The organism is Salinisphaera sp. T5B8 (assembly GCF_040361255.1).
In the GTDB taxonomy this organism is placed as follows: domain Bacteria; phylum Pseudomonadota; class Gammaproteobacteria; order Nevskiales; family Salinisphaeraceae; genus Salinisphaera.
Genome location: NZ_APNG01000004.1, coordinates 26785 through 41672, shown reverse-complemented (window position 1 = coordinate 41672; position 14888 = coordinate 26785). Strand labels below are relative to the sequence as shown.

Sequence of the window (14888 nt, the reverse complement as noted above, 5' to 3'; positions counted from 1 at the left end):
AACCGCGTTCTACAGTTCGACAGCCACGTCGCCGGCGGCGGCGTGGATACAGAGTTGGATATCGGTATCGCGGACCTGGCGTACGCGGTTGGTGCGCAGGTCGCGCACGCTGCCTTCGGCCACCCGGCACTTGCAGGCATGGCAGATGCCCATGCGACAGCCGTAGTTGGGCTTGAGTCCGGCGCCTTCGGCGACTTCCAGCAACGAACCGCTTTCCCCCGAGGCCGCGACGTCGCTTTTGAGAAACTGCACTGCGCCCTCGCCCTGGGCGGCATCGCGGCGGGTGGCCGCAAAATGCTCGCGATGCAGCGGCGCATCGCTACGCGCGGTGATCAAAGGCTCGGCGGCATCCATGAAACCGGCTGGGCCACACATCCAGGTTTCGCGCGCGGCCAGATCGGGCACCATGTTCTGGAGCGAGGCGTCGTCGAGACGCTGGCCGCCATCAGCGGTAAATACGCTTTCCACCCGCAGACCGGCATGACGCGCGGCCAGGGCTTCGAGCTCCTCGGCGTAGATCATGTCGGCGCGCGTACGGGCGTAGTGAACGAACACCACGTCGTGCAGTTCGCCACGGGCAATCCAGTGCCGCAACACGCCCATCACCGGGGTAATGCCACTGCCCGCGCTCAACAACAAGGCCTGCTGCGGCGCGCGCGACTGCGCATAGAATTCGCCTTCGGCCGGGCTCAGATAGACCAGTTGGCCACGTGTGGCATGATCCACCAGATAGTTGCTCACGCGGCCGTCGCCGTTGCGCTTGACCGTAATCTCGAGCATCTTTTCGCCCGGCGCGCTGGCCACCGAGAAACAGCGACTATGACGCACGCCATCGAGATCTACGCCGAGCAGCACATGCTGGCCGGGGCGATGCCCGCGCCAGTTGTCGTTCGGCTCGATCACCAGGGTCACGCTGTCCGGCGTCTGGCGCACGGCATGCGTGACGCGCCCGCGCGGTTCGGTGAGCGACAGACGGCCGTCGATGAGGGCCAGATAGTCGTCGACCGACAGCGGGCTGGTCAGCGCGCTGACGACGGAACTACCGAGAACTTTCTTCATCACCGGGTTCATCGACGCTTCCTCGTGAATGTGAACACGTGTACACTTTATGGCGATCGCAGGGCGTAAGTCAACACTTGTTCACAAGCGATTTATCGATCTCACGCCCGCGATCGCCGTGCCCTGTTTTCAATCGCCTCACAAGCGGCTAAGGTCGCTATCCATGCCGATGACGCTTTTATGTCCGTACCGCCGACAGCCATGAGCCGCGATGCGAAAAAACCGGCGGCGCGCCAGCGCAGCGCGCCGCGCCGCGGCGAAGCGCGCGAGGCGCTCATGCAGGCGGCACTGGAACTGGTCGCCACCGAGGCGAATTTCTCGGCGATCTCGCTGCGCCGCATCGCGCGTCAGGCCGGTGTGGTGCCCACCGCGTTCTATCGTCACTTCGAGGATCTCGACGCGCTGGGCCTGACCCTGATCGAGGATACGTTTCGCTCGCTGCGTCATATCCTCAATGATGCGGCGCTGTCGTCCATGCCGCTCAAGGGTCTGGTGCGCTATTCGGTGGAGCTGTTCGCCCACTACGTACGCGACAACCGGCTGCTGTTTCAGTTCGTGGTCAAGGAACGCTTTGCCGGCACCGTAGCCATGCGCGAAGCTATTCACAACGAGATCGTGCTGCTGACCAATGCCCTGGCCGCGGACTTCGCGCGCTTTGACGAGTTTTCGCATATCTCGCAGGACGATCTGCGCACGATCGCGGATCTGGTGGTGAATACCGTAATCACCCTGTCCGAGCGTATTCTCGATGTCGACCCCGACAACGCCGAAGACGATGCGCTGATGCTGCGCGCCGAAAAACAGCTGCGCCTGATCTTCATGGGCGTCGGGCGCTGGGAAAGCAGCCGGACTGAGCGTTCGCATGCCTGAGCACATGAACCGAACCGGGCGCCTGAATACGCCAGATCAAGATGCTACCGGTCGCGCTACACGGGTCTTGCGAGGTCTGATCGCGTTCCCCATCACGCCGCTCGATAATGCCGGTCGGGTTGATACCGACGCATTCGCTGCAATTCTCGAGCCGCTGCTTCAGGCAGGCGTCGATGGCATCGGGGTATTGGGCAGCACTGGATCCTACGCCTATCTGGATGCCGCACAACGCGGGCGTGTCATCGAAACGGCCGTGGCGCAGGCGAAGGGACGCATCCCCGTCATCGCCGGGGTCGGCGCGCTGACCCAGGCCGATGTGCAACATCACGCACAAAAGGCATGCGCGCTTGGCGCAGACGGTCTGTTGCTGGCCCCGGTTTCGTATATTCCGCTGCGCGAAGTCGAGGTCGAGCGCCTGTTCGTAGCGGTCGCCGATGGCGTCGGTCGCCCGATCTGTATATACAACAATCCCGGTACTACCGGCTTCGACTTCAGCGAAAGCCTGCTCTCACAGCTCGCCGAACATCCGCATATCGCAGCACTGAAGCAACCTGCGCCGCCGCATGATGCCGCGGCCAGGCACGAGGCCCTTGCCAACCATATCGGTGATCGCCTGCAGATCGGTTACAGCGGCGATGAGCTGGCCTTGAACGCGTTAGTCGCCGGCGCGAGGGCCTGGTATTCGGTCATGGCGGGCGTTTTCCCCGGCGCATTCCACCAAATCATGCAGGCAATCGAGCAGGCGGATTATGCCAGCGCGCGCTCGTGTCATGCACGCATGCAACCACTGTGGGATGTCTGCCGAGACTACGCGAGCTATCGCGTCGCGCATGAGGCCATTCGACTGATCGAACGCGCCGCGCCCGTGATGCCGGCCCCACTACAACCACTCTCGGCGCATGAACGTGAATCGGTACGCCGTGCGCTTGTCGCCAGCCAGTTGATCTGAGTTCGTACCCGCCGGCGTGCTACTGCGCCAAACGCGCCTGCACGCGTTCCATGATCTCGGGCACCAGCGACAGGCCCCATTCGCGCCCCAGGGCGAGCGTTTCGGTCAGCAATTCGGGGGAAACACGTACCAGCTTCTGGCCCACCGGCGACTGGTAGAACTCGACCAGCTGGTTGAGCTCGAAGATATTGAAGTGTTTTTCGTAGACCGGATACAGCACCGAATACAGCGCATCGCCGGATTCGATACGTTCGCGGATCACCGACGTGGCTTCCTGGCGAATCACACGCATGGTGGCCGGGTCCATATCCGGGCGAAACAGCGCCACGGCATTGGCCACGCGATCGATGAACTGGCGCGAGAATATCGCCTCCAGCTGTTCGGCATCGGTGAGCGCGATCAGCTCACGGATGACATCTTCCTTGTCCTGTTGCGCGGCCGGGCTGCCGGCCGAGTCGGCACGCGTCGTCGCTGATGTGCCGCCCTGAGCCAGCAGAGGCGGCGCACAGAACAGTAGGAACAGCGCGGGCGCGAGCCATCGGCCCGCGCCGCGCCAGCGATTGCGATCAGGCCGCTTCGGGGGAGCCGACGTTTTCATGGAAGAATCGTCCTTCGGTGGTTTCGGCAATAATACCGGCCCGAATGACGAAATCCCCGAACGGTTCGCCAGCTTCGCGCTCGGCGGCATATTGTTCGATGATCGGCGTAAGCTCGGCCAGGATTTCTTCCTCGCCGATATTCTCGCGATAGAGCTTGTTCAGGCGGGCACCGTCATGACCGGCGCCGAGATAGAGGTTGTATTTGCCGGGGGCCTTGCCAACGAAACCGATCTCGCCGAGAAACGGCCGCGCGCAGCCATTCGGGCAGCCGGTCATGCGAATGACGATCGGCTGATCGGTCACGCCGGCATCCTCGACGATCTTCTCGATCTTGGTGACCAGTGTCGGCAGATAGCGTTCGGATTCGGCCATGGCCAGCGCGCAGGTCGGAAACGCGACACAGGCCATGGCGGAATGACGCAGCGTGGAATACTTGCGGCCGTCGTCGAGGCCGTAATGCGCGACCAGTTCCTCGATGGCCGCCTTTTCCTCGGGTTTGACGTTGGCGACGATCACGTTGTGATTGCCGGTCAGACGGAACTCGCCGGTATGGATCTTGGCCAGTTCACGCAGGCCGGTCATCAGCTTGTAGTTGGCCGGGCCGTGATACTGGCCATAATGCGCCGTGCCGTTGGCATCGAAATCCGCGATGCGGCCGTTTTCGATGAACAGGGTCAGATGCCAGTTGCCGTTGTCGCCCTCGGCCCAACCCAGCGGATCGCCATTGCGGGCGAACTGGTATTCACGCGCCGGCTTGAGCTTGATACCCGCACGTTCGTCGAGCTGTTCGTGAATCCAGCCCAGGCCGTGGTCGTCGATGGTGTACTTGAAACGCGCATGCTTGCGGTTGGAGCGATCGCCGTGGTCGCGCTGAATCTTGACCAGTTCCTCGACCACCTCGAGCGTGTTCTCGGGGGTGGCGAAGCCGATCACGCTACCCAGACGCGGATAGGTCGCTTCGTCGCCATGGGTCGAGCCCATGCCGCCGCCGATGGCGATATTGAAGCCAAGCAACTGGTCGTTTTCCGTGATCGCGATCAGGCCGATATCGTTGGCGAAGACATCGACATCGTTTTCCGGCGGAATGGCGATGGCGATCTTGAACTTGCGCGGCAGATAGGTCTTGCCATAGATCGGTTCGTGGTCTTCGCCCTGTGGCGGCTGTTGGAGAAAGATTTCTTCGTAGGCGCGCGATTTCCAGGCCAGATGCTCGGAAATCTTCACCGACCAGTCGTGCACTTCACGATGCAAGGCCGATAGATCCGGGTTGGCCGAGGCCATGACGTTGCGGTTGACATCACCACAGGCACCGCGTGCGTCCACGCCCACCTGGTAGGCATCCTGAAGCAACGGGCGCAGGTGTTTTTTGAGCACGCCGTGGTACTGGAACGTCTGGCGCGTGGTCAGGCGCAGCGTGCCGTTGGCGTAGCGATGGGCCAGTTCATCGATCTTGAGCCATTGTTCACCGGTGACCACACCGGCCGGCAGACGCAGACGCAGCATGAACTGGTAGTGCGGCTCCAGCTTGGAGGCCTTGCGCTCGGAGCGCAGATCGCGATCGTCCTGCTGATAGAAACCGTAGAACTTGGTCAGCTGGGTGTCGTCCTCGGCGATCGACCCGGTGAGTTCGTCGGCCAGGCCGTCGGCGATCGTGCCACGCAGATAGTTGCTGGCAATCTTGATGTGTTCGACCGGGGAAAGTTCTTTATCGCTCATGATGCGGCTCGAATTCGGTGGTGTCGGTAAAACCGGACGCGACGTAGGCGGCGTAGCGGTTTAGTAGACGTCGCGCTGATAGCGCTTTTCTTTCTGCAGATTCTTCAGGTAGTCGGCCGCGCCTTCGGCGTCGAGACCGGCGTTGTCGCCGATGAGTTCGAGCAAGGCTTCGTGCACGTCGTGGGCCATGGCATTGGCATCGCCACAGACGTAGACGGTCGCGCCCCGCTCGATCCAGTCGAAGACCTCCTTGCCGGCGGCGCGGATCTTGTCCTGGACATAGATCTTTTGTTCCTGATCACGCGAGAACGCCACGTCCATACGCGTAAGCAGGCCTTCCTTACGCCAGCGCAGCCAGTCGGTCTGGTAGTAGAAGTCGGTGAGAAAGTGCTGGGCGCCGAAGAACAACCAGTTGTCGCCGCCCGCGCCGCGCTCCTCGCGTTCTTCGAGAAAGGCACGAAACGGCGCCACACCGGTGCCCGGCCCGATCATGATGATCGGGGCGTCGTCGTCGGCCGGCAGCTTGAAGTTCTTGTTGTGGTCGATATAGATCGGCAGCTTGACGTCCTCGCTGCGATCCGCGAGCTGAATCGACGCCACGCCCGTGCGTGCCCGACCGAAGGTTTCGTAGCGCACCGCGGCCACGGTCAGGTGAATCTCGTCCGGGTTGGCGGCATGGCTGGAGGCAATGGAATACAGCCGTGGCGGGAGCTTGCGCAACAGGCGTACGAAATCCTGACCGGTCATGCCCTGAACGGGATAATCCTCGACCACATCGACCAAAAAACGACCGTGCATGTATTCGGCCAGCGCTTCGCGCTGATCCTCGGCGAGCAGCGCATCGAGCGATTCGTTCTGTGCCTGGACGGCGTATTTCTCGATCAGCGGGCGCGTGAGCGTGGTGATTTCGTACTGGTGCGTGAGCGCGTGCTGCAACGTCACTTCGCCATCGATACCGGTCACCTTTTCCTCGGGCGAGAGGTTCAGCGCGGCGATGAGTTCCTCGACCACGGCCGGGTCGTTCTCCGGAATCACACCCAAGGAGTCGCCGGGCTCCCAGACCAGCCCGGAGTCTTCGGTATCCATCTCGATATGATGGACTTCCTTGTCCGAGCCGCGCCCGTTGAGCACGACGTTCTCCAGCACTTCGGCCGGGTACGGGTTCTTGCGCGAATAGGTCTCGCCGGCCGACGCTGCGGCGCCGCCTGCACCGGGCATGGCAGTGACGGTCGGGTGTGCGCTCTCGCCGCCGCCGAGCTGCTGTTTGTAGGTATCGACGACCGTTTCCATCCAGGCTTCGGCGGCGTCGTCGAAATCCACATCGAGGTCGACACGGTCGGTCAGGCGCTGGCCGCCGAGTTTCTCCAGCTGCGCGTCGAAGTCCTTGCCGGTCTGGCAGAAGTGTTCGTAGCTGGTGTCGCCAAAGGCGAGCACCGAGAATTTCAGCCCGTCGAGCTTGGGCGCCTTCTTGCCGAAGAGGAAGGCATGCAGTTCTTCGGCGTTGTCCGGCGGGTCGCCCTCGCCGTGCGTGGACACACAGACGATCAGGTTCTTCTCTTTCTTGAGATCCTTGGGCTTGTAGTCAAGCATGTCGTAGGCGCTGGCATTCAAACCCGCAGCCTCGGCGCGCTCACGCAGCGTTTCGGCAATATCTTCGGCGTTGCCGGTCTGCGAGCCGTACAGAATCGTCAATGGCTCGCTGGCTTGGCTCTGCGCAGCGGGCGCGGCCTGCGGCGAAGCGACTTCGCCGGTCGTGGCATGGGCGTTGATGCCAGCCAGATAGCCGCTGATCCAGGTCACCTGCATCGGCGTGAGCGTTTCGATCAGCGCCGAAAGCTGCTGTGCCTGCTGGGCATCGAGCGGGCTGGTGTGTTCTTGAATGGGAGTGGCCTTCATCAACAATCCGCAAATAGTGGGTTCATCAGGCCGAACGCCTGCGCCGCGCAGGGTAGCCGGCCACGACCTGTATTAAAACGTCTGGATTTTTCTTTTCTTATAACTTTTGCACATATACAAACCGCGTCCAGCCGGACCATGTCTTGCGCTGGCGCGTCGTTTGTCGGGCCGCGCATTATACCGGTCGGTGCCAGCCGGGTCTTATCGCGCCGCCCGCATCAAGACCGCACCGGCCTGTATGGCGAACGCCGCGGCGGGCTCATCGCCGCGCCAAATAGCCCGTCGCACCGATCGAGCGCGCGACAAGCAGCCGCAATCCGCGCAGGCTCTGCTACGCTTTTACCATGCACCGTATTGTTCTGATTTGCATTGCAGCCGTTCTCGGCGGCTGCGTGACCGCCCCGCCGCGCGCGACCGGCAATGTCTGCGACATCTTCTACGAAAAGAGCGGTTGGTTCGATGCGGCTGATGCAGCCTTCGATCGCTGGGGCGCGCCGATTCATGTCCAGATGGCCATCATCTATCAGGAGTCACGCTTCGTGGGCGATGCACGCCCGCCGCGCAAGCGTCTGCTGTGGTTCATTCCGTGGACGCATATCACCTCGGCCTACGGCTATACCCAGGCCCTGGACAGCACCTGGGACTGGTACAAGCGCGACAGCGGCAATGGCTGGGCCGATCGCGACGATTTCGACGATGCCACCGATTTTGTCGGCTGGTATATGGCCAAAAGCCACGCCATGCTGGGTATTTCCAAATGGGATGCCTATAGCCAGTATCTGGCCTATCACGAAGGCCAGACCGGGTATAAACGCGGCAGCTACCGGCGCAAACCGTGGCTGCGGCGTACCGCGGGCAAGGTCAACGCGCGTGCCGATCGCTATGCCCGCCAATTGCAGGGCTGTCGCGTGGATCTCGAGCACCCCAGTCCCTGGTGGTGGCCGTTCTAGGGCCCGGCATTAATTAAATCATCCGAAATGACCGACGAACTCTCACGCCTCTACGAGCTGGCCGATCTGGTGCTCGCGATCGAACAGGCCATGCGCGGCGCCGACTACTGGCATGACGATGTGCCCTCGCCGGCCGCCATGGCGAGCCGTACGCCGTTTTGTGCCGACACGCTGGCATTCAGCGAATGGCTGCAATTCATCTTCATCCCGCGCATGCGGGCGTTGATCGAAGACAATGCGCCGATGCCACAAGCCAGCGCGATCGCGCCGCTGGCCGAAGAAGCCCTGGCCGAACAGCCGGGCAAACAGGCGGTGGTCGATCGGCTGCGCGCCTTCGACCAGGCGATCAGCGGGGCCTAGCGCAAATCAGCTGCCGAATACCACCGGCACGTAGTGATCGACCAGCAGCGCGCTGAACAGAGCCATCAGATAGAGAATCGAATAGCCGAACGTACGCATCGCAAGCCCGGGCTTGGGCGCGTATTTGAGCCGAATCGCATACACCAGGAACCAGCCGGACAGGCCGATCGCGCTGACCAGATACAACGGCCCGCTCATACCCGTGACAAACGGCAGCAACGATACGATGAACAACAACACCGTATAGAGCAGCACCTGGGTGCGGGTGTATTCCAGCCCGTGCGTGACCGGCAGCATGGGAATATCCACCTGGGCATATTCCCGATGGCGCTCGATGGCCAGCGCCCAGAAATGCGGCGGCGTCCAGATGAAGATGATGAGAAACAGAATCAATGCATGTGCATCGACCGTGCCGGTGACCGCCACCCAGCCCAGCAGCGGCGGTGCCGCGCCGGCCGCGCCGCCGATGACGATATTCTGCGGCGTCGCGCGTTTGAGATAGACGGTATATATGCCGGCATACCCGATCAGGGTGACCAGCGTAAGCCAGGCGGTGAGCGCATTCACCAGCCACAGCAGAATCGCCATGCCGGCCAGCCCGATGGCGGCGGCGAAACGCGCCGACTGCGCCATATCCAGATGGCCGGTCACCAGCGGGCGTTCGCGGGTACGCGCCATACGCTGGTCGGCCTTGCGATCGAGCATCTGGTTGACCGCAGCCGCCGAGGCCGCCATCAGCCCGATGCCGAGCGTACCGAACAGCAGCGCGTCGATTGGCACCATGCCGGGCGTCGCCAGAAACATGCCCACCATGGCCGTGAACACGATCAGCAACACCACGCGCGGCTTGCACAGCTCGTAGTAATCCGTCAGCCGCTGAGACAGCGACGAACGATCAAAGGCGGCGCTTGAGCTGGACGAGCTAGACATGATCGCGCGCTTTCCAGACTGCGTGGTTAATGGCCATAAGCGTCAATAATAACAGGGCCGCCCCACCATTGTGGGCAACCGCCACCGGCAGCGGCAGGTGAAAGACCACCACCGACAGGCCCAGACCGATCTGCAGGGCGACCGCGGCGAGCAGCGTCAGGGCCATACCGCGCCAACGCCGGTCGCTCTGGCCCGCGCGCCAGAGCAGCGCGGCAAGCCCCAGCATGGTTAGCGCAATCGCCACCGCGCCCAGACGATGCGCCCAGTGGATGGTCGCCCGGGGCACGCTATCGAGAATGCCGTATTCATAGTTGATGCCCAAGCCATGCCAGAGCGTAAACGCAGTCGACCAGTCCGTCGGCGGCCACCAGTAGGTCTGGCAGGTCGGGAAATCGGGACAGGCCATCGCCGCGTAGTTGGTCGATGTCCAGGCGCCGAGAAAGATCTGGCCGATCAACAATGCCAGGGCCACGCCGGCAGCGATCCGCAGTCCGCGGCGCATACGCAGACGAAAGCCTTCGAACAATGCGCCCTGGCGAAACAGACACCAGCCAAGCAAGGCAAAGGTGGCCATGCCCCCCAGCAGGTGGGCAGTCACGATCAGCGGCTTGAGCAATAAGGTGACGGTCCACATGCCCAGCAGCGCCTGAAAGACCACCAGCACCAGCAACACCCAGGGCAGAACGCGTTGCTGGTGGGGATTGCTGCTGCGTTTGAGGGCGAGCAGCGCCATCGCGAGAATCAGCAGGCCGAGCGTGCCCGCCGCATAGCGATGGATCATCTCCTTCCAGGCCTTGGGTGCCTCGACCGGGCGATGGGCAAAACGCTCGTTGGCCGCGGCCACATCCGCTTCGGCGGTGGGCACATCCAGATGGCCGTAGCAGCCGGGCCAGTCCGGACAGCCCAGACCGGCATCCGACAGGCGCACGAACGCGCCCAGCGTGATCACCACAAAGGCCAGACAGATCGTAATCAGATTCAGACGAAAACGGGTCATGACGCGGGTCCGGGTCTAGCCGATATGGGAGAGCTTGAGCAGGTGCTTGACGTCTTTGAACAACGCCGAGCCATCGCCGCCGGGCGGATAGTAAAGCATCCAGTTACCCAGGGGATCGATCAGATAAACCGTGCCGGGCGTCATCGCATCCTGGCTTTCGAACAGATCACGAAAATCTTCCAGCGGTGCGCGGTAGAGACTCAGGTCCGGCTGTTCGGGCATCGCCGGCAACGGCTGGGCATCGGTCAACAGCACGCGTTGCACGCGCGTGGCGCGGCGATGCAGCAGCGCGCGGATCTGGCGCGTTTCCTTGAGCGAGGTCTCGCAGGCCGTATCGCAGCCGCCGGGCGCGACCTGCAGAATCGTCCATTTCTGCTCCAACAACTGGCCGCTGGGCGTCTGGGCACCCTCGCTGTCGGTGAGCATGACATCCGGAACGCGCATGGCCGGGTCGATCAACGTCCCGCCATTGGTGCCCGGCCCACCGTACGACAGGCCGTAATAGAGCAGATAGGCCAGCGCCAGCGGGCCTACAAAGACCATGATCACGCCCAGAAGCTTCAGACGCTGGCGGGTCTGTGTCGTCATCGGATACGCCTTACATTGAGAACCACGAAAATCACGACCACCGCGAAGGCCATGGCGAACCACTGCAACGCGTAGCCGAAGTGCCGAATCGGCGGCATCTGATCGAACTGGGCCTGCCAATCGCGTGCAAAGCCGCGCGGGTCCGCCTCGTCGAGCAGCAACAGCCCGTCGACCACGGGGCCATCGTACTGACAGCGCAGCTGCTGGATGTTCGGATAGTTGAGCACCCGCGGCCAGCCCTGCTGACGGCACGCCGAATCGCCACCCAGACGCATCCCCGGCTCGGGCAGATCACGCCACATACCCGTCATGGTCAGCACGCCGGCGGGCGCATCCGGCTCGGGGGGCTTTGCCCGCCCACCGGGGCCCAGCGGTATCCAGCCTCGATCGATCATCACACGCCGGCCATCGGCCAGAATCAACGGCGTCCATACGTGATAGCCGATACGTTCGTTGCGAACCTGGTTATCGAACAGAACCTGATGCCGCGCATCCAAACGCCCTCGCAGCGTGTAACGAACACCGTATTCGGGCGGGGCAGCCTGCGATGCAGGGCTTGCGCTTGCAAAATCCCGGGCCGGGCTTTTGCCCGCAGCCTGACGCTGCGCTAGCATCGCCTGCTTGCTCTCGCCGCGGTCGATCTGCCACACACCCAGGCTCGACAGCGCCGCAACGCCCACACACACGATCACCCATCCCCACCAGGGGGGCGCGAACCGATAGCGCCCTAAGCGCATATGGTCAAGATAGTCATCATCATGTTCCTGATCGCCATCGTCGCGGCCCTGGGCTACGGGCTGATGTCTCTGGTACGTGATACCGGCGATACTCGACGCACGGTCAAGGCGCTGACCTGGCGAATCGCCCTGTCAATACTGCTGATCACCCTGCTCGTCATCGGTTATCTGACCGGTATCGTACAACCGCATAACCTCGGCCAGTAGCAACGTTCAACGTCAACGCCGGCTCGGCGCAAGCCCGCTACGTGCCCGACTAGCCGGATACCAAATCGCTCGCGGCCGTTTCTTACGGGTCTTGACGATCGGTCAAGCAATCACAGCGCGGGCGGCGCAACGGTCAATCGCCGTTGTCGGACCGCGGAGCCGCGTTCACGAGATCTACCCGGCAGGCGGCGGGTGGCCGCTGCCGTTCATAGCAAACCGGACTTGATCTGTATGCAGGCGCAGCCGTTGCTGGCTGCGCTGCCATCGGCTCGGGTGTTCGTTTAAAGGATGTAAACGAAGATAAACAGGCCCAGCCAGACCACGTCGACAAAGTGCCAGTACCAGGCCACGGCTTCGAACCCGAAGTGGTCGTGCGAACTGAAATGTCCCTTCAGGCAACGCAGAAGAATGACGATGAGCATGATCGTGCCCAGCGTCACGTGCATGCCGTGAAAACCGGTCAACAGAAAGAACGTCGAACCATAGATGCCCGAGCCCAGGGTCAGGCCCAGATGCTCATAGGCCTCGTAGTACTCGAACGCCTGGAAATACAGGAAGGCAGCGCCCAGTGCGGCAGTCGCAGCCAGCCCCAGGCAAAGCTTCCAGCGATTGTCTTCCTTGAGTCCCCAGTGCGCCCAGGTGATGGTCAGCGACGAGGTCAGCAGCAGGATGGTGTTGTATAGCGGCAGATGCCAGGCGTTGACCGTTTCGAACTCGCCACCGATATTACCGGGGCCGTTGGTCGGCCAGGCGCCTTCGAACTGCGGCCACAGATAGACGTTGGTGAAGAACTTCTCGCCCTCGCCGTTGAGCCAGGGCAACGCGATCATGCGGGTATAGAACAACGCGCCGAAAAACGCGGCGAAGAACATGACCTCCGAGAAGATGAACCACATCATCGCATAGCGATAGGTGCGGTCTTCCTGCACGCCATAGGCGCCAGTACGGTTTTCGTGCACCACATCACGAAACCAGATGAACACCATCACCAGAACCATCGCCAGGCCGATCGCCGCCATATAGGGCGCGACGCCCGTGTGGCCATTGAGCCAGAACCCGGCACTGCCCAGCATGAGGAACAAGGCAACCGTGAGCATGAACGGCCACGGCGACGGTTCCGGTACGTAATATTTGTGGTGTTCGCTGGTATGCGTGGCCATAACGATCGGTCCTTGCTTCTATCCTTGCTGCCATCGGCCCGTCACTCGGGCCCGGCCGTTGCAGGGCGTATAACGCATACGCCCCCTCTCCCCTGACTATCTCGGCTAGCGTGCCGCCATCTCGAAGAAGAAGGCAACATAAACACCGATGGCGATGCCCGCGAGTGCAATCGCGAGCACCGCATTCTTGCGTTTAGGCGACATTGTCGCTCCCTGTCCGGCTATGCCAGCTCACGCGGGTCGATCTTCGGCGGCTGCTCGAAGGTGTGGTACGGCGCCGGCGACGGCACCGTCCATTCGAGACCGCGCGCGCCTTCCCAGACACGGCCGGTAGCTTTCTTACCCGCGCCGCGCATGCACATGATCATGTTGTAAATGAACACGAACTGGCCGAGGAAGAACATCAGCGCACCGATCGACGAGATCACGTTGAAATCGGTGAACTGGGTGGCGTAGTCGGGAATACGACGCGGCATACCGGCCAGACCCAGGAAGTGCTGCGGGAAGAACAGTACGTTGATCCAAACCGCACTCCACCAGAAATGGAACTGGCCGAGCTTTTCGTTGTACATCACGCCGGTCCACTTCGGAATCCAGTAGTAGATGGCGGCGATGATCGAGAAGATCGCGCCCGGCACCAGCACATAGTGGAAGTGCGCAACCACGAAGTAGGAGTCGTGGTACTGGAAGTCCACCGGCGTGAGCGCGAGCATCAGGCCCGAAAAGCCACCGATGGTGAACAGCACCACGAAGCCCAGGGCAAACAGCATCGGTGTTTCGAAGGTCATCGAGCCGCGCCACATGGTGGCGACCCAGTTGAAGACCTTCACGCCCGTGGGCACGGCGATGAGCATGGTCGCGAACATGAAGAACAGTTCAGCCGATACCGGCATGCCCACGGTGAACATGTGATGCGCCCAGACGATGAACGACAGGAACGCGATCGAGGCCACGGCATAGACCATCGAGTCATGCCCGAACAGCGGCTTGCGCGCAAAGGCCGGGATGATCGTGGAGACAATGCCGAAGGCCGGCAGAATCATGATGTAGACCTCGGGGTGCCCGAAGAACCAGAAGATATGCTGGAACAGGACCGGGTCGCCGCCGCCGGTGGCATCGAAGAAGGTGGTGCCGAAGAAGTGGTCGGTCAGGATCATGGTGACCGCGCCGGCGAGCACCGGCATCACCGCGATCAGCAGATAGGCGGTAATCAGCCAGGTCCACACGAACAGCGGCATCTTGAGCAGCGGCATATCCGGCGCGCGCATGTTCAGGATGGTGACCACGATGTTGATCGCACCGGTAATCGAGGAAATACCGGCCAGATGGATGGCGAACACCATCAGCGGCAAGGCATTACCGGTCTGCATGACCAGTGGCGGATACATGGTCCAGCCCGAAGCCGGCGCGCCACCGGAGACGAACAGCGTGCCCAGCAGCATGGTGAACGCAAAGGGCAGAATCCAGAAGCCCCAGTTGTTCACGCGTGGCAGCGCCAGATCGGAACAGCCGATCATCATCGGCACCATCCAGTTGGCCAGACCCACGAACGCCGGCATGACGCCACCGAAAATCATCACCAGTGCGTGCAGGGTGATCATTTCGTTGTAGAAGCCGGGGTCGACGAACTGAATGCCGGGGGCGAACAGTTCGGCGCGAATCACCAGCGACATCAGCCCGCCGATGAACAGCATGGTGAACGAAAAGATCAGGTACAGCGTACCCAGATCCTTATGGTTGGTGGTACCGATCCAGCGCTTCATCCACGGCCACACGCCATCGGCCAGGGTCACCGGGCCGTGGTGGTGATCGTGATGATCGTGGTGGGTATCAGTCGGATTGACAGTGCTCATCGCAAACTCCTGAACCG

Annotated in this window: 15 protein-coding genes; 5 read left to right on the top strand and 10 right to left on the bottom strand. The window is 62.1% G+C overall.

Translation table 11 applies throughout. The annotated features are described in order from the left end of the window. Positions 1 to 9 precede the first annotated feature (9 nt). Positions 10 to 1071 (bottom strand): ferredoxin reductase, encoded by a 1062-nt coding sequence (locus T5B8_RS04720; protein WP_353176703.1) that lies wholly within the window; start codon positions 1069 to 1071, stop codon positions 10 to 12. Between the two features lie 189 nt (positions 1072 to 1260). Between T5B8_RS04720 and T5B8_RS04715 the strand changes: the two genes are divergently transcribed. Beyond that, positions 1261 to 1929 (top strand): TetR family transcriptional regulator, encoded by a 669-nt coding sequence (locus T5B8_RS04715; RefSeq protein ID WP_353176701.1) that lies wholly within the window; start codon positions 1261 to 1263, stop codon positions 1927 to 1929. Positions 1930 to 1996: 67 nt separating this feature from the next. Continuing rightward, complete coding sequence (locus tag T5B8_RS04710) at positions 1997 to 2878, top strand: dihydrodipicolinate synthase family protein (RefSeq protein WP_353176699.1); 882 nt, start codon at positions 1997 to 1999, stop codon at positions 2876 to 2878. Between the two features lie 19 nt (positions 2879 to 2897). Here the strand turns inward: T5B8_RS04710 and T5B8_RS04705 are convergent, their stop codons facing one another. The 3 genes from T5B8_RS04705 to T5B8_RS04695 are packed head-to-tail and all read right to left on the bottom strand — an operon-like array spanning position 2898 to position 7089. Further along, positions 2898 to 3476 carry a DUF2059 domain-containing protein gene (locus tag T5B8_RS04705; RefSeq protein WP_353176698.1) on the bottom strand — a complete coding sequence of 193 codons (579 nt, stop codon included), beginning with the start codon at positions 3474 to 3476 and terminating at the stop codon, positions 2898 to 2900. After that, a complete protein-coding gene (gene cysI / locus T5B8_RS04700) occupies positions 3445 to 5193 on the bottom strand; it encodes an assimilatory sulfite reductase (NADPH) hemoprotein subunit (protein WP_353176697.1) in 1749 nt (582 codons plus the stop codon). The genes T5B8_RS04705 and cysI overlap by 32 nt, the downstream gene beginning before the upstream one ends. 60 nt (positions 5194 to 5253) lie before the next feature. Next, a complete protein-coding gene (locus T5B8_RS04695; RefSeq protein ID WP_353176695.1) occupies positions 5254 to 7089 on the bottom strand; it encodes an assimilatory sulfite reductase (NADPH) flavoprotein subunit in 1836 nt (611 codons plus the stop codon). A gap of 344 nt (positions 7090 to 7433) precedes the next feature. On the opposite strand from T5B8_RS04695, the gene T5B8_RS04690 reads away from it, so the two are divergent. Further along, a complete protein-coding gene (locus tag T5B8_RS04690; RefSeq protein WP_353176693.1) occupies positions 7434 to 8039 on the top strand; it encodes a transglycosylase SLT domain-containing protein in 606 nt (201 codons plus the stop codon). A gap of 27 nt (positions 8040 to 8066) precedes the next feature. Continuing rightward, positions 8067 to 8399, top strand: a complete 333-nt coding sequence (locus T5B8_RS04685; protein ID WP_353176692.1) for a YqcC family protein — start codon at positions 8067 to 8069, stop codon at positions 8397 to 8399. A 6-nt stretch (positions 8400 to 8405) separates the two neighbouring features. Here the strand turns inward: T5B8_RS04685 and cyoE are convergent, their stop codons facing one another. The 4 genes from cyoE to T5B8_RS04665 are packed head-to-tail and all read right to left on the bottom strand — an operon-like array spanning position 8406 to position 11651. Then, a complete protein-coding gene (cyoE, locus tag T5B8_RS04680; RefSeq protein ID WP_353176691.1) occupies positions 8406 to 9329 on the bottom strand; it encodes a heme o synthase in 924 nt (307 codons plus the stop codon). Beyond that, the gene (locus T5B8_RS04675) at positions 9322 to 10326 is read right to left on the bottom strand and encodes a COX15/CtaA family protein (protein WP_353176689.1); all 1005 of its coding nucleotides are present in this window, start codon (positions 10324 to 10326) and stop codon (positions 9322 to 9324) included. Before T5B8_RS04675 ends, cyoE begins: the two co-directional genes overlap by 8 nt. Before the next feature lie 15 nt (positions 10327 to 10341). Then, complete coding sequence (locus T5B8_RS04670) at positions 10342 to 10914, bottom strand: redox-active disulfide-containing membrane protein (protein WP_353176687.1); 573 nt, start codon at positions 10912 to 10914, stop codon at positions 10342 to 10344. Then, entirely contained in the window at positions 10911 to 11651 is a 741-nt protein-coding gene (locus tag T5B8_RS04665; protein ID WP_353176685.1) for an SURF1 family protein, read from the bottom strand. The genes T5B8_RS04670 and T5B8_RS04665 overlap by 4 nt, the downstream gene beginning before the upstream one ends. Between T5B8_RS04665 and T5B8_RS04660 the strand changes: the two genes are divergently transcribed. Next, the gene (locus tag T5B8_RS04660) at positions 11652 to 11858 is read left to right on the top strand and encodes a twin transmembrane helix small protein (RefSeq protein WP_353176683.1); all 207 of its coding nucleotides are present in this window, start codon (positions 11652 to 11654) and stop codon (positions 11856 to 11858) included. Positions 11859 to 12139: 281 nt separating this feature from the next. Here T5B8_RS04660 and T5B8_RS04655 read toward each other — a convergent pair whose 3' ends face one another. Together T5B8_RS04655 and ctaD are read right to left on the bottom strand one after the other, a co-directional pair. Continuing rightward, complete coding sequence (locus tag T5B8_RS04655) at positions 12140 to 13018, bottom strand: cytochrome c oxidase subunit 3 (RefSeq protein WP_353176682.1); 879 nt, start codon at positions 13016 to 13018, stop codon at positions 12140 to 12142. A 221-nt stretch (positions 13019 to 13239) separates the two neighbouring features. Then, positions 13240 to 14871, bottom strand: coding sequence for a cytochrome c oxidase subunit I (gene ctaD, locus T5B8_RS04650; RefSeq protein WP_353176680.1), 1632 nt, complete (start codon positions 14869 to 14871; stop codon positions 13240 to 13242). Positions 14872 to 14888 lie beyond the last annotated feature (17 nt).

Bases quoted from the DNA above. Each gene is read 5' to 3' on its own strand.
- T5B8_RS04720 (WP_353176703.1), bottom strand. From the start codon at position 1,071: ATGAACCCGGTGATGAAGAAAGTTCTCGGTAGTTCCGTCGTCAGCGCG.
- T5B8_RS04715 (WP_353176701.1), top strand. From the start codon at position 1,261: ATGAGCCGCGATGCGAAAAAACCGGCGGCGCGCCAGCGCAGCGCGCCG.
- T5B8_RS04705 (WP_353176698.1), bottom strand. From the start codon at position 3,476: ATGAAAACGTCGGCTCCCCCGAAGCGGCCTGATCGCAATCGCTGGCGC.
- cysI (WP_353176697.1), bottom strand. From the start codon at position 5,193: ATGAGCGATAAAGAACTTTCCCCGGTCGAACACATCAAGATTGCCAGC.
- T5B8_RS04695 (WP_353176695.1), bottom strand. From the start codon at position 7,089: ATGAAGGCCACTCCCATTCAAGAACACACCAGCCCGCTCGATGCCCAG.
- T5B8_RS04690 (WP_353176693.1), top strand. From the start codon at position 7,434: ATGCACCGTATTGTTCTGATTTGCATTGCAGCCGTTCTCGGCGGCTGC.
- T5B8_RS04685 (WP_353176692.1), top strand. From the start codon at position 8,067: ATGACCGACGAACTCTCACGCCTCTACGAGCTGGCCGATCTGGTGCTC.
- cyoE (WP_353176691.1), bottom strand. From the start codon at position 9,329: ATGTCTAGCTCGTCCAGCTCAAGCGCCGCCTTTGATCGTTCGTCGCTG.
- T5B8_RS04675 (WP_353176689.1), bottom strand. From the start codon at position 10,326: ATGACCCGTTTTCGTCTGAATCTGATTACGATCTGTCTGGCCTTTGTG.
- T5B8_RS04670 (WP_353176687.1), bottom strand. From the start codon at position 10,914: ATGACGACACAGACCCGCCAGCGTCTGAAGCTTCTGGGCGTGATCATG.
- T5B8_RS04665 (WP_353176685.1), bottom strand. From the start codon at position 11,651: ATGCGCTTAGGGCGCTATCGGTTCGCGCCCCCCTGGTGGGGATGGGTG.
- T5B8_RS04660 (WP_353176683.1), top strand. From the start codon at position 11,652: ATGGTCAAGATAGTCATCATCATGTTCCTGATCGCCATCGTCGCGGCC.
- T5B8_RS04655 (WP_353176682.1), bottom strand. From the start codon at position 13,018: ATGGCCACGCATACCAGCGAACACCACAAATATTACGTACCGGAACCG.
- ctaD (WP_353176680.1), bottom strand. From the start codon at position 14,871: ATGAGCACTGTCAATCCGACTGATACCCACCACGATCATCACGATCAC.